The organism is Kosakonia sp. CCTCC M2018092 (genome assembly GCF_003864115.1).
Taxonomy (GTDB): Bacteria; Pseudomonadota; Gammaproteobacteria; order Enterobacterales; family Enterobacteriaceae; genus Kosakonia; species Kosakonia cowanii.
Genome location: NZ_CP034225.1, coordinates 1,571,803 through 1,595,968, shown reverse-complemented (window position 1 = coordinate 1,595,968; position 24,166 = coordinate 1,571,803). Strand labels below are relative to the sequence as shown.

Genomic DNA, 24,166 nt, shown 5'->3' with positions numbered 1-24,166 from the left:
ATCTCAACCCTGCTGACCCGCTATGATGTCGGTTTTCCCCCGGCGGGTCTTTACAGGAGTGTTTATGAAATTCATTGGTGCGCATGTTAGCGCCTCAGGCGGCGTCGCAAATGCGGCCATCCGCGCCGCCGAGCTGGACGCAACGGCGTTCGCGCTGTTTACCAAAAATCAGCGGCAATGGCGCGCCGCGCCGTTAACCACGGAAACGATAGATGCGTTCAAAGCCGCGTGCGAAGCGCACAACTATTCGCCCGCGCAAATCCTGCCCCACGACAGCTATCTGATTAACCTCGGTCATCCGGTTGATGAGGCGCTGGAGAAATCCCGCGAGGCGTTTATTGATGAGCTTTCCCGCTGTCAGCAGCTTGGGCTGACGCTGCTCAATTTCCACCCCGGCAGCCACCTGCACCAGATCCCGGAAGAGAAATGCCTCGCGCGCATTGCCGAATCCATCAACATTGCACTGGCGCAGACCGAAGGCGTTACCGCGGTGATTGAAAACACTGCCGGTCAGGGCAGCAACCTCGGCTTCCGGTTTGAGCATTTGGCGGCAATCATCGAGGGGGTTGAAGATAAAACCCGCGTTGGCGTCTGCATTGATACCTGTCACGCATTCGCCGCCGGTTACGATCTGCGCAGCGAAGAGGCAACCGCCGCCACCTTTGCCGAGTTCGACCGCGTGGTGGGCTTCAAATACCTGCGCGGGATGCACCTGAATGATGCGAAAAGCGGCTTCGCCAGCCGGGTTGACCGCCATCACAGCCTCGGCGAAGGCAATATTGGTCACGATGCGTTTCGCTGGATTATGCGCGATACGCGCTTCGACGGCATTCCGCTGATCCTCGAGACCGTTAACCCGGATATCTGGGTGGAAGAGATCGCGTGGCTTAAAGCGCAGCAGTACGCAGAAACCACCGCCGGGTAATTCCCTGCGAGCCTTCAGGCCGGATAAGGCATTCGCCGCCATCCGGCAATGCCGTAATGCCTGATGGCGCTTTGCTTATCAGGCCTACAAAAGCAAATCTGCCCTTTTGTGGGCATAAAAAAAGGCCGCTTAGCGGCCTTTTTCTGTTTTTACGGCTCAGGCAACTTTCGCGGCCATCTCCGTTTCCGGACGTTTCAGCAGGGCATAAAGCAGGCCCGACAGCAGCGTACCGGCAACGATCGCCAGCAGGTAACCGAGCACCGGGGTGATAGCACCCGGGATCAGCAGTACGAACAGGCCACCGTGCGGAGCCATCAGTTTGGCGCCAATCGCCATTGAGATGGCACCGGTCAGCGCGCCACCGGCGATACAGCACGGGATAACACGCATCGGATCGCGCGCTGCGAACGGAATCGCACCTTCAGAGATAAAGCACAGACCCAGCACCAGCGCCGCTTTACCACCTTCACGCTGACCTTTGTCGAACTTGTTGCGTGCAACCAGCGTCGCCAGGCCCATCGCCAGCGGTGGCACCATACCGGCCGCCATAATCGCCGCCATCGGTGCGTAGGTTTGCGTACTCAACAGCCCGACACCAAAGGCGTAGGCCGCTTTGTTCACCGGACCGCCCATATCGGTACACATCATGCCACCGAGGATCGCGCCCAGCAGAACGGCGTTCGCCGTGCCCATGGTTTGCAGCCAGGAGGTGAGACTCGCGAGGATTTTCGCCACCGGCGTACCGATAAGGTAGATCATTGCCAGGCCAACAATCAGGCTGGAGAAGAGCGGAATAATCAGAATCGGTTTCAGCGCTTCCATACTTGGCGGCAGCTTAAAGCCTTTGCTGATCGCTTTCGCGATGTAACCGGCAAGGAAACCGGCAATGATACCGCCGATAAAGCCAGACCCGGTGCTCACCGCCAGCATACCGCCGATCAGACCCGGCGTCAGACCCGGACGGTCGGCAATCGAGAAGGCGATAAAGCCCGCCAGTACCGGTACCATCAGCGCAAACGCCGTACCGCCGCCGATCTTCATCAGCGCCGCCGCCAGCGTGCCCTCTTCTTTAAACGCGGTAATACCAAAGGCGAAGGAGAGTGCGATCAGCAGACCGCCCGCCACCACCATCGGCAGCATATAAGAGACGCCGGTCAGCAGGTGACGATAGGCGCCCGCGCTCTCTTTTTTACCTTCTGAAGATTCAGACTGCCCTTTGCTGGATGGCTGGTACGGCTTCGCTTCCGCTACCGCTTTATCCAGCTCCTGCGCCGTTTTCTTCAGTGCCAGGCCCGTCGAGGTGCGGTACATCGGTTTGCCGGCAAACTTCGCCAGGTCAACTTCGATATCCGCTGCGACGATAACCAGATCCGCCTGCGCCACCTCTTCCGGGGTGATGGCATTGCCTGCGCCCACGGAACCGCGCGTTTCAACCTTCACCCACCAGCCACGTTTTTTCGCTTCGGTTTCAATGGCTTCTGCCGCCATAAAGGTGTGCGCAACGCCGGTCGGACAGGCGGTTACGGCAACAATACGTTTCGGCCCAGCGGCCTGAGCTGCCGCCGCAGGTGCGGCAGCCGGTGCGCTGTAAGGCGTGGCGTGGTTCTTCGCTTCGCTCAGGAACAGCTCCGGGTGCGCGACCGCGCGATTGATATCGCCCAGCCAGACTTTTTTCCCGCTCAGCGCCGCGTCGTTCGGCAGCTGGCTACCCAGCACGATTGCCAGTTCCGCGTCGCCTGGGTTATCAACAAATTGCAGATTCGCTTTTTGCGCCGCCGCACCCAGCAGGGTCTTTGCCATATAGGCACGGGCCTGTCCGAGTTCAGCGTCGATGATCAGCAGCGTTTTCATTATGCCTCTCCTGCTGTTAGTTAAAGGGTTTTAAGTCAACGCGCGCCATCATCGCGGCTAACTGGGTACGATCGGTAATCCCTACGTTACTCTGACTGACCGCCAGTGCAGCGACAGCGGTGGCCAGGCGTAAAGTGTGCTCACTGGACTCACGCATCAGCAGGCCGTAAATCAGGCCGCCAACCATCGAATCCCCTGCGCCAACGGTGCTTACCACTTCCATTGACGGCGGTTTGGCGATCCATTCACCCGAAGCGTTGACCCACAGTGCCCCTTCTGCGCCCAGCGAAATCACCACGTGGGCGATCCCCTGCTCGCGAAGCGCGTGAGCGGCTTCAATAACGTCCTGCAATTCCGGCAGTTTACGACCGGCCCAGATCTCCAGCTCGCGGCGGTTAGGTTTCACTAACCACGGTGCGGCTTTCAGCCCGGCAACCAGCGCGTCACGGCTGCTGTCGAAAATGATGCACGGGCACTGGCTGCGCAGGCGCGTCATCCAGTCGGTAAAGGCTTCCGGGCTGACGCCGGACGGCAGGCTGCCGCTGACGCAGACCATATCAAACTGACCAAGCCAGGTGAGCGAGTCGGCGACGAAACGCTCCCAGTCGGCCGGGGTGACTTCGAAACCGGAGAAGTTAAAGTCGGTCACTTCGCCATCTTTCTCGGTCAGCTTAACGTTGATGCGCGTACGCCCCTGCACCACCTGGAAACGGTTGGCAATGCCCAGCTCGCTGAACAGTTGCTGAAAACCGTCCTGGTTATCTTTACCGAGGAAACCGCCCACGGTGACGTCGATGCCCAGATCTTTCAGCACCTTGGCGACGTTGATCCCTTTACCGGCGGCGTGCAGCCCGGTGGTGCGCACCAGGTTGACTTCGCCACGCTCAACTTCCGGGGTGAAACCCACCAGATCGTAGGCCGGGTTTAAAGTAATTGTTGCGACTCTTCTGCTCATTTACGCTCCCTCTCCCAGACCTGCTGCGATGGCGTCTCCAATCGCTTTCAGCGCCTGTTCAGCATCTTCGCCCTGTGCGGTAAAGCGCAGGCGGTGTCCTTTCTTCACGCCCAGCGCAACCACTTTCATCAGGCTGCGGCCATTTGCCGGTTTGCCTGACCCATCGAGGTTGGTGACGGTGATTTCGCTATTGAACTGTTTAATGGTGTTGACCAGCATGGTGCCCGGACGGGCATGCAGGCCGTGCTCGTTACGAATGACAAACTCTTCGCTGAGCAGATCGTCTGCGACCGCGTCGTCGCTGGTCAGCAGCGCCAGCAGCGTGGCGGCATCAGCATTCAGCAGACGGTCAGCTTTATTCGCCAGCAGCAGATCGCTCAGGCGTTTCAGCACGGCAACGGGTTGCTCATCGGCCATCGCGACGCTCACCAGCACGGCGGCGTTTTCGCCTTCCACTTCAAACGGTGTGGCGGCACGGCTGACGGCTACTGCGCTCAGCAGGTTGCCCTCGGCGCTGTCGTTCAGCCAGATGCCCTGGCCGAGGTTCAGCGGCTGTTCGTTAATAGCACGGGTGACGTAGACGCTGTCTACCGCGCCCGCCTCTTTCAGACGCGCGGCGTTCAGCGCCTGCAGCGTCATCAGCGAGCTGGCGTTAACGTCCAGCGACAGGGTTTCGTTATCCAGCTTCAGCGCGCTGCTCTGCTTTTCGCCCATCAGCAACGCACGCAGCTCTTCAGCGGTGGTCGCGGATTGCAGCTGCGCGGCGACAGCATCATCGCTCAGCACGTGCGTCAGCTGACGCAGCAGGCCGAGATGTTCATCAGAGCTGGCGGCGATACCGATAGCAACGTAAGCCACCTGCCCTTCGCTCCACAGAATGCCCTGCGGGAACTGGAATACTTTGACGCCGGTTTTCAGCACCTGGTCGCGCGTGTCGGTGGTGCCGTGCGGAATGGCGATGCCGTTGCCAAGGAAGGTGGAGGTTTGCTGCTCGCGTGCGAGCATGCCATCGACGTAGCCTTCAGCCACGTTGCCGGCTTCAGCCAGTGCCGCCGCGATCTGGCGAATGGCCTCTTCTTTGTTACCGGCCTGCTGGCCTGGATGGATGTCCTGAACGGATAACTGGAACATGTGACTCGTCTCCCGCTGAAATTGAATCGTTTCAGCTTACATAAGAAAGGTTACGTCACCGCCGTGGTTCAGAGACAATGCGATGACGCTGAAACGTTTCAAGGAGTCTTGACCTTTTTTGCTCAACGATCAAGAAATCTCTCATTTGGCATTTAAGAATTTTGAGGCACTGCACATTTTACAGTCCGTTAAGGGAAATTTGCTGACGCGAAATTGGCCGTCAGCTTATCGCCTTCAGCCTGTTCAGCTTTGAAAGGAATTACGGCGCGGTTTGCTGTTCGAGATCGAGGAGGTAGAGCATCGCCTGTTCGCGCGTTGAACCGCACATCTCCAGGCTCGGTTGCAGCCCGGCACACACTGTTGGTCGCAACGGTGAGCCAAAGAGTTTGCAGCGCTGATGTTCATCAAGCTGCACGCAGGGCGTGTTGGCCGGTTTACCGTTGGGCATGCCGGGGATCGGGCTGGTAATGGACGGGGCGGTACAGCAGGCTCCGCAGTCCGGGCGGCAGTGCATATCGGCTCTCTTATTGGCGTCGACGCGCTGAAATAGCGCGCTGCGGGGCACGCTATCATCTTTTGCCCATGCAACGCAAAACTCAGCAATTCCCCTTGCCTGAAAAGGCCCTCGCGAGTAGTTTGTCGCGATATTTTGGTGAATTTCTTTTTTACAGGAACCTGGCAATGCCAAGAGCGAACGAAATCAAAAAAGGTATGGTGCTGAACTACAACGGCAAACTGCTGATTGTAAAAGACATTGATATTCAGTCACCGAGCGCCCGCGGCGCAGCAACGCTGTATAAAATGCGCTTTGCTGATGTCCGTACCGGCCTGAAAGTTGAAGAGCGTTTTAAAGGCGACGACATTGTTGATACCGTCTCCCTGAACCGCCGTTTCGTTGACTTCTCCTATGTAGACGGCAACGAATATGTCTTTATGGATAAAGAAGACTACACGCCTTATACCTTTACCAAAGATCAGATTGAAGATGAGCTGCTCTTTATTCCGGAAGGTGGCATGCCGGATATGCAGGTGCTGCTGTGGGATGGCCAACTGCTGGCGCTCGAACTGCCGCAGACCGTGGATCTGGAAATTGTTGAGACCGCACCGGGCATCAAAGGCGCGTCTGCCAGCTCCCGTACCAAGCCTGCCACGCTGAACACTGGCCTGGTTGTGCAGGTGCCGGAGTACCTGACCACCGGCGAGAAGATCCGCATTCATATTGAAGAGCGCCGCTATATGGGCCGCGCTGATTAAATAAAAAAGCCTCCATCCGGAGGCTTTTTTTCGCCCGGGAAAGCGAGCCGAGCGTTTACCGGCGGCTATTACAGCAGATCGCGGAACAGCGTCTTCTTCAGCGCCAGCTCAACGCCGCGCACTTCCGCCATCCCCTTCAGGCGGCCAATCGCCGAGTAACCGGGGTTGGTTTTCTTACGCAGATCGTCAAGCATCTGGTGACCGTGATCCGGGCGGAACGGGATCGGGCGCAGATCGCCCGCTTTCTTGCGGCGCTGCTCTTCACTAAGAATTGCCGCTACCACCGAAACCATATCGACATCGCCCTGCAGGTGTGCCGCTTCGTGGAAGGTTTTCGGGTTCTCTTCGCGGCAGGTGGCGCGCAGATGGGTGAAGTGAATGCGATCGCCGAAGGTTTCGATCATCCGCACCAGATCGTTGTCTGCCCGCACGCCGTAAGAACCGGTGCACATGGTGAAGCCGTTGTTGATGCTGTCCACCGCCTCTTTCAGCCACTGCATATCTTCGATGGTGGAGACAATGCGCGGCAGGCCGAGGATCGGACGCGGCGGATCGTCCGGGTGAACCGCCAGCCGCACGCCCACTTCCTGCGCCACCGGCACAATGGCGCGCAGGAAACAGGCCATATTTTCGCGCAGCTGCGCTTTGTCGATGCCGTCATACTCCGCCAGACGCGCGCGGAACTGATCCAGCGTATAACCCTCTTCCGCCCCCGGCAGACCGGCGATGATGTTGCGCGTCAGCTTTTCCACTTCCGCATCGCTCATCGCATTGAAATAGGCCTGCGCCTGGCGCTGCTCCTCATCGCTGTAATCCGCCTGCGCCCCTTCGCGCTTGAGGATATGCAGCTCAAACGCGGCAAAAGCGATCTGGTCGAAGCGCAGCGCGCGTGAGCCATCCGGCAACTGGTATTCCAGGTCGGTGCGCGTCCAGTCGAGGATCGGCATAAAGTTGTAGCAGACGGTATCAATCCCGCAGGTGGCGAGATTGCGAATGCTCTGCTGATAGTTGGCAATCCATTTGTCGCAGTCGCCGGAGTGGGTTTTGATCTCTTCATGTACCGGGATACTTTCGACAACGGACCAGTAAAGCCCCTTTTCAGCCAGCAGCGCCTGGCGGGCTTTGATCTCTTCCACCGGCCACACCTGGCCGTTCGGAATGTGGTGCAGAGCGGTGACCACGCCGGTCGCGCCTGCCTGACGAACATCATCAAGAGAAACCGGATCGTTCGGTCCATACCAACGCCAGGTTTGTTCCATCGTCTTCCCCTCAAAAAAGTTGTTATACCAATACAGCGTGAAACATGACGACTACCATACATGCTTATGGAAAACGGTCAAATCCCGCCACAGCAATGATTGATCCAGCTCACATTCCCCGGATATTTAAGGCATACCAATTCTTTTTGCTGTCATATAACTTTACACTGCTCTTGTTAATTATTGGTTAATCAGGTGTATAGAGATGAAAACAATTGCCTCCACCACGCTGCCCGCTTCGGTGCAACAGCCTCAGTACGATCGCAGCCAGCTCCGTTCGCGCATCGTCCACTTCGGTTTTGGTGCCTTTCACCGCGCCCATCAGGCGTTATTAACCGACCGGGTGCTGAATGCGCAAGGCGGCGACTGGGGCATTTGCGAAATCAGCCTGTTCAGCGGCGATGTATTAATGTCGCAGCTGCGCGAGCAAGATCACCTTTATACGGTGCTGGAGAAAGGCGCGGACGGAAATAAGCCGATTATTATTGGCGCGGTTAACGAATGCCTGAATGCCAAACTCGACACGCTGGCGGCGATTATTGAGAAGTTCTGCGAGCCGCAGGTGGCGATTGTCTCTCTAACCATCACCGAAAAGGGTTACTGCATCGACCCGGCCAGCGGTGAACTTGATCTCACCCAGCCGCGTATTGAACACGATCTTAAATACCCGCACGAGCCGCACTCTGCGCCGGGCATCTTAGTTGAAGCCCTGCATCGCCGCCGTGAACGCGGCCTGCCGCCCTTTACCGTGCTCTCCTGCGACAACATTCCTGACAACGGCCACGTGGTGAAAAACGCCGTGCTCGGCATGGCGCAAACCCGCTCGCCGGAGCTGGCGCAGTGGATAGCGGAGCACGTCAGCTTCCCGGCCACCATGGTCGATCGCATTGTCCCGGCGGCGACCGACGAGTCGCTGGCGGAGATTGCCGACGTAATCGGCGTTTTCGACCCGTGCGCCATCAGTTGCGAGCCATTTATTCAGTGGGTAATAGAAGATAACTTTGTCGCCGGGCGTCCGGCGTGGGAAACGGCGGGCGTGCAGCTGGTGGAAGATGTGCAGCCGTGGGAACAGATGAAGCTGCGCATGCTTAACGGCAGCCACTCCTTCCTCGCCTATTTAGGGTATCTCGCCGGGTTTGCCCATATTAATGAGTGTATGCAGGACGCGGCCTTCCGTGAGGCGGCGCGCCAACTGATGCTCAATGAGCAGGCACCAACGCTGCGTATCAAAGGTGTTGATCTTAATGCCTATGCCGACAGCCTGCTTGAGCGCTTCGCTAACCCGGCGCTGAAACACCGCACCTGGCAGATTGCGATGGATGGCAGCCAGAAGTTGCCGCAGCGCCTGCTGGACGGGATCCGTATTCATCTTCAGCGCCAGAGCGACTGGCCGCTGCTGGCGCTCGGCGTTGCGGGCTGGATGCGCTATGTCAGCGGCGTCGATGATGCGGGCGAGACCATTGATATTCGCGATCCGCTGGCGGATAAAATCCGCGCCATCGTTGAGACCAGCAGCAGCGACGAGCGCGTCACTGCGCTGCTGACGCTAAAAGAGATCTTCGGTAACGATCTGCCGCATAACCCGGTGTTTGTTGATGCCGTCAGCCAGGCATGGCGCGCTATTGATACCCTCGGCGCACACGGCGCGGTGCAGCAGGCGGTCAATCCTTAACATTTTTTGCCCTCAACGCGGACGGATAGTGCGATGCGCCGTCCGCGCTCTTCTCTTTTCCCCTTTTTTTCGCCAGGATTGTCCGCTTGTGCTTTTTGATGACGCGGAGTTCCTGTGACGAAGACCAATCTGATTACCGGCTTTCTCGGAAGCGGCAAAACCACCTCCATTCTGCATTTGCTGGCCCATAAAGATCCGCAGGAGAAGTGGGCGGTGCTGGTGAATGAGTTTGGCGAAGTCGGCATTGATGGCGCCCTGCTCAGCGACAGCGGCGCGCTGCTCAAAGAGATCCCCGGCGGCTGCATGTGCTGCGTCAACGGCCTGCCGATGCAGGTCGGTCTCAATACCCTGCTGCGCCAGGGCAAACCCGATCGCCTGCTGATTGAGCCGACCGGGCTGGGCCACCCGAAGCAGATCCTCGATATGCTTACCGCCCCGGTCTATGAGCCGTGGATCGATCTGCGCGCCACGCTCTGCCTGCTCGACCCGCGCCAGCTGCTGGATGAGAAAGCGCTGAACAATGAGAACTTCCGCGACCAGTTAGCGGCAGCGGATATTATCGTTGCGAATAAAGAGGATCGCGCCAGCGCCGAGAGCCAGAAGGCATTTGACGCATGGTGGGCTGAGTTTGGCGGCGATCGCCTGCGGGTGAACGCCACGCAGGGTGCGATTGACGGCAGCCTGCTCGATCAACCGCGCCGTAATCTGCGCGCCCTGCCAGAGAGCGCCGCGCACGATCATGCGCACGGAGAGAAAAAGGGGCTGGCGGCACTGAGTTTACCGGCGCACCAGCGCTGGCGTCGCAACCTCAATAGCGGCCAGGGACACCACGCCTGTGGCTGGATTTTCGATGCCGATACGGTTTTCGACACCATTGGTCTGCTGGAGTGGGCACGGCTTGCGCCAGTATCGCGGGTAAAAGGAGTGATGCGTATTCCTGAAGGGTTGCTGCGCGTTAACCGCCAGGGTCAGGATTTGCATATTGAGACGCAAAACGCTGCGCCGCCCGATAGCCGGATAGAGTTAATCACCGACAGCGAGGCTGACTGGAACACGCTTCAATCGGCGCTGTTGAAGCTTCGTTTAAGTTAGCCGGACTACCGTGGCGTCCCTGAAAAATAAAAGAGCCTGCAAAATGAAAACCCGACTGCCTCTCATCGTGCTGCTGAATGCTGCTGGCCTGGCGCTGTTTTTCTCCTGGTATCTGCCGGTGAATCATGGTTTCTGGTTCCCGCTCGATTCAGCGATTTTCCACTTTTTCAACCATGGGCTGGCGGAGAATCGCGCCTACTTATGGTTTGTCGCCCTGACCAACAACCGCGCGTTTGATGCCTGCTCGCTGGTGGCGATGGGCTGTCTGATGCTCTCTTTCTGGCTGCCGGCAGATCCGGCCGGGCGTCGGCGCGTGGTGATGATTGGCCTGACCATGCTGCTGCTGGCGCTTGTGATCAACCAGCTCGCGCAGCATCTTATGCCGGTGAAGCGCGCCAGTCCGTCGATCTCCTTTACCGACACCTATCGGGTGAGTGATCTAATCAACTTCCCGACAAAAGATGCCTCGAAAGATAGCTTCCCTGGCGACCACGGTATGATGCTGCTGATTTTTGCCGCGGTAATGCTGCGTTATTTCGGTAAAAAGGCGTTCGCCATCGGAATTCTTATATTTGTCATATTTGCGTTCCCGCGCGTAATGATCGGCGCGCACTGGTTTACGGATATTGCCGTCGGTTCACTCTCTGCGGTGTTGATTGGCCTGCCCTGGTGCCTGATGACGCCACTGAGCGATAAGATTGTGGCGTTATTCGATCGTTATTTGCCTGGGAAAAACAAAATTTAAACACTTAAATAACATTTAGCGCCGCCGGGAAGAGGCGATCATTAGCGTCCTTAATGTAAATTCCCGGCGGTTGCCTGAGTATGTCATTTTTTAGCCAACCCAATCGCCTTTAAAAAGAGCATTTTGCCCGCTATTTCTCTTTATTTGTCCATTTATTGACCAAACGCATGAATTCACTTTCTGTATCACAATTTCTTATAAAAAAGTGATGAAAAGCACTCGCCTTGCATTAGATGTTCAGGTAACCTCGGTCCGTCTTGTCGCAAAGAGTGCTCTTTTACTCTCTGCGCGGTAATTTGTGCGTTTCGCCACAAATTCTGGCTCGAGTATTTGTCTTGAAACATTCAGATAATTAATCTCGCTGCGTTTGGCATTTTTCATAACGATATTATCGTTAAGGACTTCAAGGGAAAATAAGCAACATGGTCAAGTCTCAGCCGATCTTGAGATATATCGTGCGGGCGATACCCGCGATCGCAGTAGCGGTTCTGCTTTCAGCTTGTTCAACAAATACCGCCAAGAATATGCATCCTGAGACGCATGCTGTGCCCGAAGATAGCTCTTCACTGCAAGCCTCTCAGGATGAATTTGAAAACCTGGTACGTAATCTGGATGTTAAAAACCGGCTTATGGATCAGTATGCAAGTTGGAAAGGCGTTCGCTACCGTCTCGGCGGCGACACCAAGAAAGGCATCGACTGTTCTGGCTTTGTGCAGCGCACCTTCCGCGAACAGTTTGGTTTAGAGCTGCCGCGTTCCACATGGGAACAGCAGGAGACCGGTAAGTCTATTTCGCGCACCAGTCTGCGCACCGGCGATCTGGTTCTCTTCCGTGCAGGCTCTACCGGACGTCATGTCGGCATCTACATTGGTAATAACCAGTTTGTTCATGCCTCCACCAGCAGTGGTGTGATGATTTCTAACCTTGATGAGCCATACTGGAAGAAGCGCTATAACGAAGCGCGACGCATCCTGACACGCAGCTAATCGCTTTATGCCAGTTACCCTTGGCTGGCGTAAAGTTATAAAAAACACTGCTTCGGCAGTGTTTTTTTATGTCTGCAATATGCTATACGAAGCTTTCCGGGTTTTATTTCGTTTATATCCCGCTTTATATGCGAAATATGATGAACCGCTAACATAGGCTCAGCATCATGCTTACCCGTAACGTTACCGTTAATCGACGCGTTGTGCTTATTAGCCTGCTGACCGGCGTGCTCGTTGCCATGCTGGTCGGCGGTATTCAGTTCTGGCTGGAGCAGCAAAAGCGCGAAGCCCGCTACGATACGCTGCTGAGCAGCATTCAGGCCTCCTACGCCAGTTACTTCAGCACTATTCGCGCCGCGGCAGAAACACTGCACCCGCTTACGCTCGACAGCTGTGAAGAGGCTGCCAGCGAGCTCACCTCCAAAGCTGCCTTCAGCCAGAATGTGCGCGCCTTTCTGTTAGTAAAAGATCAGCGCGCCTACTGTTCGTCCGCCACTGGTGATATGGATGAGCCGATGAAACGGCTGATTCCGGGTATCGATATTAATAAACCCACCGATATGGTGATTTTGCCCGGTACGCCGATGATGCCGACGCAGCCGGTAATTGCGCTCTGGTTTCGCAGCCCGCTGCTGGATAACCGCGGCGTACTTGCCACGCTCAATATCAATCTCGCCCCCTATATGCTTTACACCGCGCAAATCCCCGATCTTAACGGCCTTGCGCTCGGCATCGGCGATCGCGCACTGACCACCTTCTCAGGCAGACCATTGCTGTTGAGTCATTTGCATCAGACGCCCTACCTGAGCGCGCAGGTCGAAGGTTCGCCGGTCAGGCTCTATCTCTACGCCGATAAATGGCAAATGGAAGATCTCCAGTTCGCGCTGCTGCTGGGTGCCACAGTCGGTATGCTTGCCGGTCTGCTGAGCGCTGCAATGCTCGCGATCCATCTGCGCCCCGGCCGGGAGATCCTCACAGCGATTAAGCGCGACCAGTTTTATGTGGTCTACCAGCCGGTGGTCAGCGGCGCGGAGTTAAAAGTGACTGGTTTTGAAGTCCTAATGCGCTGGAAGCACCCGACCGCCGGCGAAATCCCGCCCGATGCCTTTATTCATTTTGCCGAAGCGCAGCAGTTAATTGTGCCGCTGACCCTGCACCTGTTTAAGCTTGTCGCGCGCGATGCGCCGGTTTTAAAAACGCTGCTGCCTGAAGGGGCGAAAATGGGCATCAATATTGCGCCCGGTCATCTGCATGCGCCGAGCTTTAAACAGGATATGCGGCAGTTTGCACATGCCCTGCCCCCACACCACTTCAGCCTGGTGCTGGAGATCACCGAGCGCGATATGCTCAAGCATGACGAGGTTAATGAGATCTTCCAGTGGCTGCATGATGAAGGGTTTGAGATCGCCATTGATGATTTCGGTACCGGTCATAGCGCGCTGATCTACCTTGAGCGTTTCACCCTCGACTTCCTGAAGATCGATCGCGGGTTTGTTAACGCCATCGGCACGGAAACCGTCACTTCACCGGTGCTTGACGCCGTGCTGACGCTGGCGAAACGGCTCAATATGCGTACCGTGGCGGAAGGGGTGGAGACGCCGGAGCAGGTGCGCTGGCTGCGCGATCGCGGCGTGCACTATTTGCAGGGCTACTTTTTCAGCCGCCCGATGACGCTCCAGCAGTTTATCGACTGGCGACCGCCGACATTTACTGCCCGGCTGTAGGCGGAAAAAGTTCACAACCGCCGATCCCTCCCCTATTATTCAAGCAGAAAAATTCACGCCTCCGTCGCATTGCGGTAAAAGGGATCCAGCAAATGAAGTATGCGCGCATTGTTGCTCTGTTACTGGCGTTTATCGCCCTCGCCTGCCAGGCGCAGACCATTAAAGAGAGTGACAGCTTTGCGATTATCGGCGAACCGAAATACGCCGTTAACTTTTCCCATTTTGATTATGTGAACCCCGCCGCGCCGAAAGGCGGTAACGTGACGCTCGCCAATATCGGCACCTTTGATAACTTCAACCGTTTCGCCCTGCGCGGTAACCCGGCGGTGCGCACCGATGCGCTGTACGACGGCCTGTTCACCACCTCCGACGATGAGCCAGGCAGCTACTATCCGCTGATTGCCGAAACCACCCGCTATGCCGATGACTTCTCGTGGATGGAGATTTCCCTCAACCCGCGCGCCCGCTTCCATGATGGCTCGCCGATCCGCGCCAGCGATGTCGCCTTCACCTTCCAGAAGTTTATGACCCAGGGCGTGCCGCAGTTTCGCATTGTCTATAAAGGCACGACGGTAAAAGCCATTTCACCGTTGACGGTGCGCATTGAGCTGGCGAAGCCGGGCAAAGAGGATATGCTCAGCCTGCTGACGCTGCCGGTAATGCCGGAGAAGTTCTGGAAAGATCATAGCCTCAGCGAGCCGCTTTCCCGCCCGCCGCTGAGCAGCGGGCCTTACCGCATCAGCAGCTGGCGCATGGGGCAGTATATTGCTTATACCCGCGTGCGCGATTACTGGGCTGCCGATCTGCCGGTCAACCGCGGCCGCTGGAACTTCAATAATATCCGCTATGACTACTACCTCGACGACAATGTCGCCTTTGAAGCGTTTAAAGCTGGCTCTTACGATTTGCGCAGCGAAGATAGCCCGAAAAACTGGGCCACGCGCTATATCGGCACCAATTTCGCGCGCGGCTATATCGTTAAAGATGAACAGACCAACCACTCGGCGCAGGATGCGCGCTGGCTGGCGTTTAATACCCAGCGCCCGGTGTTCGCCGACCGGCGGGTTCGTGAAGCTGTGTCACTGGCCTTTGACTTCGAGTGGATGAACAAAGCGCTGTTTTACGGTGCCTACAGCCGGGCGAACAGCTACTTTATCAACACCGAATATGCCGCGCGCAACTACCCGGATGCCGATGAGCTAACCCTGCTGGCACCGTTAAAAGATCAGATCCCGCCTGAAGTGTTTACGCAGATCTACTCCCCGCCCACCTCGAGCGGCGACGGCTACGATCGCCAGAACCTGCTGAAAGCCGATAAGCTGCTTAACGATGCGGGCTGGGTGCTGAAAAACCAGCAGCGGGTGAATGCCAAAACCGGCAAGCCGTTTGTTTTTGAACTGCTGCTCCCCTCAGGTGGGAATGTGCAGTGGGTGCTGCCCTTCCAGCACAATCTCGCCCGTCTCGGCATCACCATGGAGTTACGCCAGGTGGATAACTCGCAGGCGACCAACCGCATGCGCAGCCGCGACTACGACATGATGCCGCGTCTTTGGCGCGCGCAGCCGTGGCCGAGCGGCGACCTGCAAATCTCCTGGGGTTCCGCCTATATTGACTCCTCCTACAATGCGCCGGGGGTAAAAAACCCGGCTATCGACACCCTGCTCGCACAGATTGCCCGCTGGCAGGGGAATAAAGAGAAGCTGTTGCCGCTCGGGCGCGCGCTGGATCGCGTGCTGACGTGGAACTATTACATGCTGCCGATGTGGTATATGGCGGCCGATCGCCTTGCGTACTGGGACAAGTTCTCAATGCCCGGCATTCGCCCCGTCTACTCAATTGGGTTTGATACCTGGTGGTATGACGTAAACAAGGCGGCGAAACTGCCCGCCGCCAGACGTTAAGGAGACGGGATGGGTGCCTATCTCATTCGCCGCTTATTGCTGCTGATCCCCACCCTGTGGGCGATTATTACCATCAACTTTTTTATTGTGCAGATTGCGCCCGGCGGCCCGGTCGACCAGGCGATTGCCGCCATTGAGTATGGCGATCAGGGGCGGCTGCCCGGCACTGGCGGAGGGGGGATGGGCGCAGGCCATGCGCGCACCGGGGTCGGCGATGTGCTGACCAACGATAGCCACTATCGCGGCGGGCGTGGCCTCGACCCGCAGGTGATTGAAGAGATAAAGAAGCGCTACGGCTTCGATAAACCGCTCTCCGAGCGCTACTTCAAAATGCTGTGGGATTATGCACGCTTTGATTTCGGCGATAGCCTGTTTCGCAGCGCCTCGGTGCTGCAACTGATTAAAGAGAGCCTGCCGGTCTCTATCACTCTTGGCCTGTGGGGTACGCTGATTATCTACCTGGTGTCGATTCCGCTTGGGATCCGTAAAGCGGTCTACAGCGGCAGCCGGTTTGATATCTGGAGCAGCGCGCTGATTATTGTCGGCTACGCTATTCCGCCGTTTCTGTTCGCCATTTTGCTGATTATCTTCTTCGCCGGCGGCAGCTATTATGACTTCTTCCCACTGCGCGGGCTGGTGTCGACGGATTTCGCCACGCTCCCCTGGTACAAACAGGCTGCCGACTATCTCTGGCACATTACCCTGCCGGTGCTGGCGACGGTGATTGGCGGCTTTGCCGCGCTGACGATGCTCACCAAGAACTCCTTTCTCGATGAGATCCGCAAGCAGTATGTGGTGACGGCGCGCGCCAAAGGGGTGAGCGAGCGCAATATCATGCGTAAACATGTCTTTCGCAACGCCATGCTGCTGGTAATTGCCGGATTCCCGGCGACTTTTGTCAGCATGTTCTTTACCGGTTCGCTGATGATCGAGGTGATCTTCTCCCTCAACGGTCTCGGCCTGCTGGGCTATGAAGCGACCGTCTCGCGGGATTACCCGGTGATGTTCGGCACGCTCTATATCTTCTCCCTTATCGGCCTGCTGCTGAATATTGTCAGCGATATCACTTATACGCTGGTCGATCCGCGTATCGATTTCGAGGGGCGCTGATGTTCAGACTCAGTTATGTTAACCAGGCGCGCTGGGCGCGTTTTCGCCATAACCGCCGTGGATACTGGTCGTTATGGATCTTCGTCGTGATTTTTGTCCTGAGCCTCTGCTCAGAGCTGATCGCTAATGATAAGCCGCTGCTGGTTCGCTATCAGGGCGAGTGGTTTGTGCCGCTGGTGAAAGAGTACAGCGAAAGCGACTTTGGCGGCCCGTTTGCCACGCCCGCGGATTACCAGGATCCGTGGCTGCAAAAGCAGCTTAACGAGCACGGCTGGGCGCTGTGGGCGCCGGTGCGTTTCGGCGCGCGCAGCATTAATTACGCCACCACGCAGCCCTTCCCCTCTCCACCGTCGGCACAAAACTGGCTCGGCACCGATGCCAACGGCGGCGATGTGCTGGCGCGCATTCTCTACGGTACGCGCATCTCGCTGCTGTTCGGCCTGCTGCTGACACTCTGCTCCAGCGTCATCGGCATTGTGGTCGGTGCGATACAAGGTTATTACGGCGGCAAAATCGATCTCTTCGGCCAGCGCTTTATTGAGGTGTGGTCCGGGCTGCCGACGCTGTTCCTGATAATTCTACTCTCAAGCGTGATCCAGCCCGGCTTCTGGTGGCTGCTCGGCATTACCGTGCTGTTCGGCTGGATGACGCTGGTGAGCGTGGTGCGCGCCGAGTTTCTGCGTACGCGCAATTTTGACTATATCCGCGCCGCGCAGGCGATGGGCGTCAGCGATGGCGCGATTATGCTGCGCCACATGCTGCCAAATGCGATGGTGGCGACGCTAACCTTCTTCCCCTTTATTCTCAGCGGCTCGGTCAGCACCCTCACCTCGCTCGATTTTCTCGGTTTCGGGCTGCCGCTCGGCTCCCCGTCTCTCGGCGAACTGCTGCTGCAGGGCAAAAATAATTTGCAGGCTCCGTGGCTCGGCATCGCGGCGTTTGTCTCAACGGCGCTGCTGCTGTCGGTGCTGATCTTTATCGGCGAAGCGGTGCGCGACGCGTTTGATCCTAATAAGGCGGTGTAAATGGCTTCCCCATTACTGACTATTGACGCGTTAACCATCGCCTTTCGCCAGCAGGCGACGACCCGCACGGTGGTGGAGGATCTCTCCCTGCGTATTGAAGCGGGCGAAACGCTGGCGCTGGTGGGCGAGTCCGGCTCCGGCAAGAGCGTTAGCGCGTTGTCGATTCTGCGCCTGCTCCCCTCACCGCCGGTGGTCTACCCCGCGGGCGATATTCTGTTTCATGGCGAATCGCTGCTGCATGCGAGCGAGCGCACCCTGCGCGGCGTGCGCGGCAACAAGATCGCCATGATTTTTCAGGAGCCGATGGTCTCGCTCAACCCGCTGCATACGCTGGAAAAACAGCTTTATGAAGTGCTCTCCCTGCACCGGGGAATGCGCCGGGAAGCGGCGCGGGCCGAGATGCTCGACTGCCTCGATCGCGTCGGCATCCGCAACGCCCGCAGCCGCCTCGGCGACTTCCCGCATCAGCTCTCCGGCGGCGAGCGCCAGCGCGTGATGATCGCCATGGCGCTGTTGACGCGCCCTGAACTGCTGATTGCTGATGAACCGACCACCGCGCTGGATGTCTCCGTGCAGGCGCAGATCCTCACCCTGCTGCGGGAGCTGCGCGACGAGCTTAATATGGGGCTGCTGTTTATCACCCATAACCTGAATATTGTGCGCAAGCTGGCGGATAACGTGGCGGTGATGCAAAACGGCCGCTGCGTGGAGCAGAACCGCACGGCAACTCTCTTCAACGTGCCGAATCATCCCTATACGCAAAAGCTGATCAACAGCGAGCCGCACGGTGAGCCGGTGCCGCTGCCGCCCGTTGAGCAGCCGCTGTTGCAGGTAGAGAAACTCGGCGTCAGCTTCCCGGTGCGTAAAGGCATTTTCCGCCGCGTGGTCGCGCAAAACGCGGTGGTGAAAGGGATCTCCTTTACCCTGCGCGCCGGTGAAACGCTGGGGCTGGTGGGCGAATCCGGCTCCGGGAAAAGCACCACCGGCCTTGCGCTGCTGCGGCTGGTCAACGCCGAGGGAACGATTCTGTTCGACGGCAAACCGCTGCATTTGTGGAGCCGCAAGCAGATGCTGCCGGTGCGCCACCGCATTCAGGTGGTGTTTCAGGATCCCAATTCGGCGCTGAACCCGCGCCTCAATGTGCAGCAGATTATCGAAGAGGGGTTACGCGTGCATCAGCCTGAGCTGTCGCGCGAAGCCCGCGAGCAGCGGGTGATCGAGGTGATGCAGGAGGTGGGACTGGATGCGCAGACGCGCCAGCGTTACCCGGCAGAGTTTTCCGGCGGCCAGCGCCAGCGTATCGCTATTGCCCGGGCGCTGATTATGAAACCGGAGCTGATTATTCTGGATGAACCAACCTCATCGCTGGATCGCACCGTGCAGGCGCAGATCCTGGCGCTCCTGAAGTCGCTTCAGCAGACGCACCGGCTGGCCTATATCTTTATCAGTCACGATCTGCATCTGGTGCGCACCCTCTGCCACCAGGTGATTGTGCTCAAACAGGGCGAAGTGGTGGAACAGGGCGAGTGTCGGCGGGTATTTGACGAACCTCAGCAGGCGTATACACGCCAGCTGCTGGCGCTGAGCTGAGGTTCAGAATGGATTGTAGTTGGAGAAAGGTTCCGCGATGGCAACGCCGAAGTTTTTCAGGCGGCAGGTGGCGGCAAACTCATCCTGGCTGTGGACGAAGAGGCACGGCTCGCCTTCGCACTCGACCACCGAGCAGTCGACTTCGATATCGCTGAGTGCCTGGCTAAGTTTATGCATTACCGGCCAGGCGTTGTCGCCATCCGGGCTGAGCAGTTTTAACGCCACCAGCGCGTCGTCCGCCGCGTGTCCATTTTGCGGAATCGGTTCAACTTTGGCACCTGCAAAACCCTCACGCCAGCGATAGCACTGGGGTAAACGGTGGATGATTGAGAGCTGTAATGTATTCACTTTCTTTCCCCAGAAGCACTTTCGCTTCACAAATATTTCACATCTAGATTAACACACTATTCACATTTCATCCTGCCAGCGGCAGAGAAAAGGTTGCACCCCGCGTAGTGTGTGGGTTTGCCGCGCTTTTATCAGCATGTTATGAACGCGTCGGCAGGCCAACTTTTCGGCTATATGTACCCGTTTATGAGATCTAACTCAACCTTTTTCACTACAAAGATGTGACTTTTTACACGAGAGGATTTTACATAAAAGAAACAAAAAGCCCAAAAAGAGAACGGCTTTTGCTTGATATGCATCAACGCAGGGAGCGCTTTACGCTCCCTGTTGAAGGGAGGTTATGCCGCTTTTTTCGTCCTGCTGGCATAGAGATAGAAGAGAACTGAACAGGTGGCGCAGAAGGTCATGGACCAGATCATCGGCCAGGCGGTGTTGAAGGTTGCCAGTGACAGCAGCGCGCCGACAATCGCCCCGATACCAAAACGGAAGGTCCCCGCCAACGATGAGGCGGTGCCAGCCATGTGCGGGAATTCGTCGAGGATCACCGCCATCGCGTTCGATGCCACCAGCGTTACGCAACCAACAAACGCTGCCACGCCGATTACCAGCGTCCAGAAACCAACATCCAGCAGCGCGGTCACTACCATCCATAACGCCATCACAAACTGGATCCATAGCCCGCTGCGGAACATATTCAGCGCGCCAACCCGGCGCACAAAGCGGCCGTTGATAATGGTCAGAATGAACAGGAAGACGATATTGAGCGCAAAGTAGTAGCCAAAATCCTGCGGCGAGACGTGGTTGATTTCGATATAGACAAACGGCCCGGCGCTGAGGAAGGAGAACATCCCGGCAAAGCTGAAGCCGCTGGCGAGCATATAACTGAGCACACGTTTATGGCGAAACAGCGAAGCAAAGTTACCAAGGGTGGTGCGGAAGTGGAACTTATGCCGCTTCTCAACCGGCAGCGTTTCACGGATGAAAAAGGCGATCATGCCGGAAGCCAGCAGCGCCGCCAGCGCGAGGATCCAGAAGATGGCGTGCCAGTTGAACCACACCAGCACCGCGCCGCCGATCATCGGTGCCAGCAGCGGCGCAATGGTGGTCACCAGCATGACAAAGGACATCATGCGTGAGAACTCTTCGCGCGGGTAGATATCGCGCATCAGGGCGTTGATCACCACGCTGGCCGCCGCGGCGGCGAGGCCGTGCAAAAAGCGCATAAAGATAAGCTGCTCGATACTCTGCGCCAGCGCGCAGGCCACCGCCGCGACGGCGAACACCAGCGTGCCGCCGAGGATCACCGGCTTGCGCCCGATGCTGTCTGCCATCGGGCCATAGAAGAGCTGACCGATGGCAAAGCCGAGAATGTAGCTGCTCAGGGTCATCTGCGCGCTGCCAGCCGGTACGCCGAACTGCCCGGCAATCACCGGCAAGGCGGGCAGATACATATCAATCGATAGCGGCATCAGCATGGCCAACAGGCCAAGGATAAAGACAATACTCAATGATGAGTGTGGCCTGCTGGTCACGGCAGCAATCTCCTGAAGTTAGCGGCTGAGCATGCCAACGCTGGCAATTTCATCCTCGGTAAGCGCGCGGTACTCCCCCGGCGCCAGGTCGTCATCCAGACGGATGCCGCCAATGCGTTCGCGATGCAGGCCAACAACGTGGTTGCCCACGGCGGCAAACATGCGCTTCACCTGATGATAGCGCCCTTCGCTAATAGTCAGACGCACCTGCGTCGGCGTAATCACCTCCAGCACGGCGGGTTTGGTGAGATCTTTTTCATTATGCAGCTGAACACCGTGGGCAAATTGCTCGGCGGTGTCTTCTGCAACCGGCGACTCCAGCGTCACCAGGTAGGTCTTTTCGCAGTGATGGCGCGGCGAGGTAATGCGGTGCGACCACTGACCATCATCGGTCATCAGCACCAGACCGGTGGTGTCGATATCGAGACGCCCGGCGGCGTGAAGCTTGTGCGCGACCGGCTCGTCGAGGAAGTAGAGCACCGTCGGGTGATCGGGATCTTCGGTAGAACAGACGTACCCTTCCGGTTTATGCAGCATAAAGTAGCGCGGGCCGGTCTGCTGAACGAGGGTATTGCCGTTGTACTCAACCTCGTGTTCCGGTTGCAGTTTAAAGGCGGCATCGCGGACGATCTCGCCATTGACCGTAACACGGCTGCCGCGGATTTCGCGCCCGGAAATGGCGCGGCTTACGCCAAGCTGCTGAGCGATAAACTTATCAAGTCGCATGAAATTTTCTGGCCTGTATGGTGCTGAATGGGGGCAATGCGCCCACAAAAGAGATGAACAGCCTGAAGTATAACGAGCATCATAAACCGCTTAAAGCAAAGTTTCGTGGCATACTGTCTGCCGTCAATCTGTAACGCCGTTGAGACAATGACTTTTACGCTACGCCCCTATCAACGCGAAGCGGTGGATGCCACCCTCGCCCATTTTCGCCAACACGCTGAACCCGCAGTGATTGTGCTGCCGACCGGCGCCGGAAAAAGCCTGGTGATTGCCGAGCTGGCACGGCTGGCGCGCGGCCGCGTGCTGGTGCTGGCCCATGTGAAAGAGCTGGTTGCGCAGAACCACGCCAAATATATCGCCCTTGGGCTGGAAGCAGATATTTTCGCCGCCGGGCTGAAGCGCAAGCAGAGCCACGGCAAAGTGGTGTTTGGCAGCGTGCAATCGGTAGCGCGCAACCTTGATCAGTTCCAGGGTGAGTTCTCCCTGCTGGTGGTGGATGAGTGCCACCGCATCAGCGATGATGACGACAGCCAGTATCAGCAAATTCTTTCCCATCTGCAGGAGGTAAATCCGCGCATTCGCCTGCTCGGCCTGACGGCAACCCCCTTTCGCCTCGGCAAAGGGTGGATTTACCGCTTTCACTATCACGGCATGGTACGCGGGGATGAAAAAGCGCTGTTCCGCGACTGTATTTATGAACTGCCGCTGCGCTATATGATTAAACACGGTTATCTGACGCCGCCGGAGCGGCTGGATATGCCGGTGGTGCAGTACGATTTCAGCCGCTTACAGACGCAGAGTAACGGCCTGTTCAGCGAAGCGGAGCTGAACCGCGAGCTGAAGAAGCAGAAGCGTATTACGCCGCACATTGTCAGCCAGATTGTTGAGTTTGCGCAGACGCGCAAAGGGGCGATGATTTTTGCCGCCACGTTGGAGCACGCCCGCGAGATCACCGGCCTGCTGCCTGCGGACGACGCGGCGCTAATCACCGGCGAAACGCCCGGCCCGCAGCGTGATGCCTTAATTGAGGCTTTCAAACAGCAGCAGTTCCGCTTTCTGGTCAACGTCGCGGTGTTGACCACCGGCTTTGATGCGCCGCATGTCGATCTGATTGCCATTTTGCGCCCGACGGAATCCGTCAGCCTCTATCAGCAGATCGTCGGTCGCGGCCTGCGGCTGGCACCGGGGAAAACCGACTGCCTGATCCTCGATTACGCCGGTAACCCGCACGACCTCTACGCCCCGGAGATTGGCGCGCCGAAAGGCAAAAGCGATAACGTGCCGGTGCAGGTTTTCTGCCCGGGCTGCGGCTTTGCTAATACTTTCTGGGGAAAAACCACCGCTGACGGCACGCTGATTGAGCACTTTGGCCGCCGCTGCCAGGGCTGGTTTGAAGATGATGAGGGCCATCGCGAGCAGTGCGATTACCGTTTTCGCTTTAAAAACTGCCCGCACTGCAACGCAGAGAATGATATTGCCGCTCGCCGCTGCCGCAGTTGTGATGCCATCCTCGTTGACCCGGACGATATGCTGAAAGCGGCGCTGAAGCTGAAAGATGCGCTGGTGCTGCGTTGCAGCGGCATGACATTGCAGCACGGCGCGGATGAGAAAGGCGAATGGCTGAAAATCACCTATTACGATGAAGATGGCGCGGATGTCAGCGAGCGCTTTCGTCTGCAAACTCCGGCGCAGCGCACCGCTTTTGAGCAACTTTTTATGCGACCGCATACGCGTACGCCCGGCGTGCCGTTACGCTGGATTGTGGCGGCAGATATCGTCGCCCAGCAGGCGCTGCTGCGTCACCCCGATTTTGTCGTCGCACGTATGAAAGGCCAGTACTGGCAGGTGCGGGAAAAAGTGTTTGATTACGAAGGTCGCTTTCGTCGGGCGAATGAATTGCGCGGCTAAGCGCACTTTTAATTGATGTATCAATCATTAGGGGATAGAATACCGCCCGCTTTTGCATCCGCAAAGCCGATCATCTGCCTGTTGCTGGGTCGCCTGTAACAGGATTTATTTAAGAGAGATTCAAATGTTTACTATTAACGCAGAAGTACGTAAAGAGCAGGGTAAGGGTGCGAGCCGCCGCCTGCGCACCGCGAACAAGTTCCCGGCTATCGTCTACGGTGGAACTGAAGCGCCGGTTGCTATCGAACTGGATCACGACAAAGTGTGGAACATGCAGACTAAGCCTGGTTTCTACAGCGACGTTCTGACCCTGGCTCTCGATGGCAAAGAAGTTAAAGTTAAGATTCAGGCTGTTCAGCGTCACCCGTTCAAGCCGAAACTGACTCATATCGACTTCGTTCGCGCGTAATCGCTGACAAGTTGAAGAAAAAA

General features: G+C 57.3%; 21 protein-coding genes. 13 read left to right on the top strand and 8 right to left on the bottom strand.

The features are described 5' to 3' along the window. The first annotated feature begins 64 nt into the window (after window positions 1–64). Window positions 65–925, top strand: coding sequence for a deoxyribonuclease IV (gene nfo / locus EH164_RS07500; protein WP_124967803.1), 861 nt, complete (start codon window positions 65–67; stop codon window positions 923–925). Window positions 926–1,081: 156 nt separating this feature from the next. Here the strand turns inward: nfo and fruA are convergent, their stop codons facing one another. The 4 genes from fruA to EH164_RS07480 form a co-directional block, all read right to left on the bottom strand. After that, window positions 1,082–2,776 carry a PTS fructose transporter subunit IIBC gene (gene fruA, locus EH164_RS07495; RefSeq protein ID WP_124967802.1) on the bottom strand — a complete coding sequence of 565 codons (1,695 nt, stop codon included), beginning with the start codon at window positions 2,774–2,776 and terminating at the stop codon, window positions 1,082–1,084. A gap of 16 nt (window positions 2,777–2,792) precedes the next feature. Continuing rightward, on the bottom strand, window positions 2,793–3,731 hold the full coding sequence (gene fruK / locus EH164_RS07490; protein ID WP_023479738.1) for a 1-phosphofructokinase: 939 nt from the start codon (window positions 3,729–3,731) through the stop codon (window positions 2,793–2,795). After that, window positions 3,732–4,862 (bottom strand): fused PTS fructose transporter subunit IIA/HPr protein, encoded by a 1,131-nt coding sequence (fruB, locus tag EH164_RS07485; RefSeq protein WP_124967801.1) that lies wholly within the window; start codon window positions 4,860–4,862, stop codon window positions 3,732–3,734. It abuts the gene before it with no gap. A gap of 259 nt (window positions 4,863–5,121) precedes the next feature. Next, window positions 5,122–5,376: a YkgJ family cysteine cluster protein gene (locus tag EH164_RS07480; RefSeq protein ID WP_124971343.1), complete on the bottom strand. Its 255-nt coding sequence runs from the start codon at window positions 5,374–5,376 to the stop codon at window positions 5,122–5,124. A gap of 167 nt (window positions 5,377–5,543) precedes the next feature. On the opposite strand from EH164_RS07480, the gene yeiP reads away from it, so the two are divergent. Continuing rightward, window positions 5,544–6,116 carry an elongation factor P-like protein YeiP gene (gene yeiP, locus EH164_RS07475; RefSeq protein ID WP_023479652.1) on the top strand — a complete coding sequence of 191 codons (573 nt, stop codon included), beginning with the start codon at window positions 5,544–5,546 and terminating at the stop codon, window positions 6,114–6,116. Window positions 6,117–6,184: 68 nt separating this feature from the next. Here the strand turns inward: yeiP and uxuA are convergent, their stop codons facing one another. Beyond that, complete coding sequence (uxuA, locus tag EH164_RS07470; protein ID WP_124967800.1) at window positions 6,185–7,375, bottom strand: mannonate dehydratase; 1,191 nt, start codon at window positions 7,373–7,375, stop codon at window positions 6,185–6,187. A 205-nt stretch (window positions 7,376–7,580) separates the two neighbouring features. On the opposite strand from uxuA, the gene EH164_RS07465 reads away from it, so the two are divergent. The 9 genes from EH164_RS07465 to yejF all read left to right on the top strand — a co-directional run bounded on the left by EH164_RS07465 (window position 7,581) and on the right by yejF (window position 19,220). After that, a complete protein-coding gene (locus EH164_RS07465) occupies window positions 7,581–9,047 on the top strand; it encodes a mannitol dehydrogenase family protein (protein WP_124967799.1) in 1,467 nt (488 codons plus the stop codon). A 114-nt stretch (window positions 9,048–9,161) separates the two neighbouring features. Further along, window positions 9,162–10,139 (top strand): GTP-binding protein, encoded by a 978-nt coding sequence (locus tag EH164_RS07460; protein WP_124967798.1) that lies wholly within the window; start codon window positions 9,162–9,164, stop codon window positions 10,137–10,139. A 43-nt stretch (window positions 10,140–10,182) separates the two neighbouring features. Continuing rightward, complete coding sequence (locus EH164_RS07455; RefSeq protein ID WP_023479792.1) at window positions 10,183–10,884, top strand: phosphatase PAP2 family protein; 702 nt, start codon at window positions 10,183–10,185, stop codon at window positions 10,882–10,884. 422 nt (window positions 10,885–11,306) lie between these two features. Beyond that, window positions 11,307–11,870, top strand: a complete 564-nt coding sequence (gene mepS, locus EH164_RS07450; RefSeq protein WP_023479708.1) for a bifunctional murein DD-endopeptidase/murein LD-carboxypeptidase — start codon at window positions 11,307–11,309, stop codon at window positions 11,868–11,870. A gap of 167 nt (window positions 11,871–12,037) precedes the next feature. Then, window positions 12,038–13,594 carry a cyclic di-GMP phosphodiesterase gene (locus EH164_RS07445; protein ID WP_124967797.1) on the top strand — a complete coding sequence of 519 codons (1,557 nt, stop codon included), beginning with the start codon at window positions 12,038–12,040 and terminating at the stop codon, window positions 13,592–13,594. A gap of 92 nt (window positions 13,595–13,686) precedes the next feature. Further along, window positions 13,687–15,495 (top strand): extracellular solute-binding protein, encoded by a 1,809-nt coding sequence (locus EH164_RS07440; RefSeq protein WP_124967796.1) that lies wholly within the window; start codon window positions 13,687–13,689, stop codon window positions 15,493–15,495. Window positions 15,496–15,504: 9 nt separating this feature from the next. Next, a complete protein-coding gene (gene yejB / locus EH164_RS07435) occupies window positions 15,505–16,605 on the top strand; it encodes a microcin C ABC transporter permease YejB (RefSeq protein ID WP_124967795.1) in 1,101 nt (366 codons plus the stop codon). Next, window positions 16,605–17,630, top strand: a complete 1,026-nt coding sequence (locus tag EH164_RS07430; RefSeq protein WP_124967794.1) for a microcin C ABC transporter permease — start codon at window positions 16,605–16,607, stop codon at window positions 17,628–17,630. Before yejB ends, EH164_RS07430 begins: the two co-directional genes overlap by 1 nt. Beyond that, window positions 17,631–19,220: a microcin C ABC transporter ATP-binding protein YejF gene (gene yejF, locus EH164_RS07425; protein WP_124967793.1), complete on the top strand. Its 1,590-nt coding sequence runs from the start codon at window positions 17,631–17,633 to the stop codon at window positions 19,218–19,220. It begins immediately after the preceding gene. A gap of 3 nt (window positions 19,221–19,223) precedes the next feature. Here the strand turns inward: yejF and EH164_RS07420 are convergent, their stop codons facing one another. The 3 genes from EH164_RS07420 to rsuA all read right to left on the bottom strand — a co-directional run bounded on the left by EH164_RS07420 (window position 19,224) and on the right by rsuA (window position 21,826). Next, window positions 19,224–19,568, bottom strand: a complete 345-nt coding sequence (locus tag EH164_RS07420) for a YejG family protein (RefSeq protein WP_023479706.1) — start codon at window positions 19,566–19,568, stop codon at window positions 19,224–19,226. Between the two features lie 338 nt (window positions 19,569–19,906). Beyond that, the gene (locus tag EH164_RS07415; protein ID WP_023479854.1) at window positions 19,907–21,100 is read right to left on the bottom strand and encodes a Bcr/CflA family multidrug efflux MFS transporter; all 1,194 of its coding nucleotides are present in this window, start codon (window positions 21,098–21,100) and stop codon (window positions 19,907–19,909) included. Window positions 21,101–21,118: 18 nt separating this feature from the next. Beyond that, window positions 21,119–21,826 (bottom strand): 16S rRNA pseudouridine(516) synthase RsuA, encoded by a 708-nt coding sequence (gene rsuA / locus EH164_RS07410; RefSeq protein WP_124967792.1) that lies wholly within the window; start codon window positions 21,824–21,826, stop codon window positions 21,119–21,121. 147 nt (window positions 21,827–21,973) lie between these two features. Here rsuA and EH164_RS07405 point away from each other — a divergent pair, with 147 nt between their 5' ends. Both EH164_RS07405 and rplY read left to right on the top strand, forming a co-directional pair. Further along, window positions 21,974–23,734 carry a DEAD/DEAH box helicase gene (locus EH164_RS07405; RefSeq protein ID WP_124971341.1) on the top strand — a complete coding sequence of 587 codons (1,761 nt, stop codon included), beginning with the start codon at window positions 21,974–21,976 and terminating at the stop codon, window positions 23,732–23,734. Window positions 23,735–23,858: 124 nt separating this feature from the next. Beyond that, complete coding sequence (gene rplY, locus EH164_RS07400; protein ID WP_023479850.1) at window positions 23,859–24,143, top strand: 50S ribosomal protein L25; 285 nt, start codon at window positions 23,859–23,861, stop codon at window positions 24,141–24,143. The last annotated feature ends 23 nt before the right edge of the window (window positions 24,144–24,166 follow it).

Bases quoted from the DNA above. Each gene is read 5' to 3' on its own strand.
- rplY (WP_023479850.1), top strand. From the start codon at position 23,859: ATGTTTACTATTAACGCAGAAGTACGTAAAGAGCAGGGTAAGGGTGCG.
- fruK (WP_023479738.1), bottom strand. From the start codon at position 3,731: ATGAGCAGAAGAGTCGCAACAATTACTTTAAACCCGGCCTACGATCTG.
- fruB (WP_124967801.1), bottom strand. From the start codon at position 4,862: ATGTTCCAGTTATCCGTTCAGGACATCCATCCAGGCCAGCAGGCCGGT.
- EH164_RS07445 (WP_124967797.1), top strand. From the start codon at position 12,038: ATGCTTACCCGTAACGTTACCGTTAATCGACGCGTTGTGCTTATTAGC.
- nfo (WP_124967803.1), top strand. From the start codon at position 65: ATGAAATTCATTGGTGCGCATGTTAGCGCCTCAGGCGGCGTCGCAAAT.
- EH164_RS07440 (WP_124967796.1), top strand. From the start codon at position 13,687: ATGAAGTATGCGCGCATTGTTGCTCTGTTACTGGCGTTTATCGCCCTC.
- yejB (WP_124967795.1), top strand. From the start codon at position 15,505: ATGGGTGCCTATCTCATTCGCCGCTTATTGCTGCTGATCCCCACCCTG.
- fruA (WP_124967802.1), bottom strand. From the start codon at position 2,776: ATGAAAACGCTGCTGATCATCGACGCTGAACTCGGACAGGCCCGTGCC.
- EH164_RS07465 (WP_124967799.1), top strand. From the start codon at position 7,581: ATGAAAACAATTGCCTCCACCACGCTGCCCGCTTCGGTGCAACAGCCT.
- yejF (WP_124967793.1), top strand. From the start codon at position 17,631: ATGGCTTCCCCATTACTGACTATTGACGCGTTAACCATCGCCTTTCGC.
- EH164_RS07430 (WP_124967794.1), top strand. From the start codon at position 16,605: ATGTTCAGACTCAGTTATGTTAACCAGGCGCGCTGGGCGCGTTTTCGC.
- yeiP (WP_023479652.1), top strand. From the start codon at position 5,544: ATGCCAAGAGCGAACGAAATCAAAAAAGGTATGGTGCTGAACTACAAC.
- uxuA (WP_124967800.1), bottom strand. From the start codon at position 7,375: ATGGAACAAACCTGGCGTTGGTATGGACCGAACGATCCGGTTTCTCTT.
- rsuA (WP_124967792.1), bottom strand. From the start codon at position 21,826: ATGCGACTTGATAAGTTTATCGCTCAGCAGCTTGGCGTAAGCCGCGCC.
- mepS (WP_023479708.1), top strand. From the start codon at position 11,307: ATGGTCAAGTCTCAGCCGATCTTGAGATATATCGTGCGGGCGATACCC.
- EH164_RS07480 (WP_124971343.1), bottom strand. From the start codon at position 5,376: ATGCACTGCCGCCCGGACTGCGGAGCCTGCTGTACCGCCCCGTCCATT.
- EH164_RS07405 (WP_124971341.1), top strand. From the start codon at position 21,974: ATGACTTTTACGCTACGCCCCTATCAACGCGAAGCGGTGGATGCCACC.
- EH164_RS07455 (WP_023479792.1), top strand. From the start codon at position 10,183: ATGAAAACCCGACTGCCTCTCATCGTGCTGCTGAATGCTGCTGGCCTG.